Source organism: Paenibacillus sp. IHBB 3054, from assembly GCF_051594305.1.
GTDB lineage: Bacteria > Bacillota > Bacilli > Paenibacillales > Paenibacillaceae > Paenibacillus_AQ.
The window spans coordinates 1-472 of record NZ_JBOFBG010000167.1 but is presented as its reverse complement, the minus strand read 5'-3'; the positions used below and the strand labels follow the sequence as shown (position 1 = coordinate 472).

Genomic DNA, 472 nt, shown 5'->3' with positions numbered 1-472 from the left:
AAAGTAAAAAAAGTATTCATTTGAAAGTTACAATGGTGGAGGCTGAGGGGATCGAACCCCCGACCCTCTGCTTGTAAGGCAGATGCTCTCCCAGCTGAGCTAAGCCTCCATAAACGAACAATTGTTATTGTAGCAATTTCACTAGATGAAATCAAGTGAAGAAATGGTGACCCGTATGGGATTCGAACCCATGTTACCTCCGTGAAAGGGAGGTGTCTTAACCCCTTGACCAACGGGCCATACCTGTAAAAAATTGTGGCGGAGAGAGAGGGATTCGAACCCTCGAGACGCTTGTGGCGCCTACACGATTTCCAATCGTGCTCCTTCGGCCAAACTCGGACACCTCTCCATATGGCTCCCCGAACAGGACTCGAACCTGTGACAACTCGATTAACAGTCGAGTGCTCTACCAACTGAGCTATCAGGGAATATTCATATCAGGCTTGATCGCCTGAAAACTGAATCCGAAACG

General features: G+C 48.1%; 4 tRNA genes. All 4 read right to left on the bottom strand.

Annotated elements, in window-relative coordinates:
* Nucleotides 1-33: 33 nt before the first annotated feature.
* The 4 genes from ACQ76X_RS36305 to ACQ76X_RS36290 all read right to left on the bottom strand — a co-directional run bounded on the left by ACQ76X_RS36305 (nucleotide 34) and on the right by ACQ76X_RS36290 (nucleotide 428).
* Nucleotides 34-109: transfer RNA gene (locus ACQ76X_RS36305), tRNA-Val, on the bottom strand.
* 55 nt (nucleotides 110-164) lie between these two features.
* Nucleotides 165-239 (bottom strand) — tRNA-Glu (locus ACQ76X_RS36300).
* A 17-nt stretch (nucleotides 240-256) separates the two neighbouring features.
* Nucleotides 257-349 (bottom strand) — tRNA-Ser (locus ACQ76X_RS36295).
* A 3-nt stretch (nucleotides 350-352) separates the two neighbouring features.
* Nucleotides 353-428: transfer RNA gene (locus ACQ76X_RS36290), tRNA-Asn, on the bottom strand.
* Between the last annotated feature and the right edge of the window lie 44 nt (nucleotides 429-472).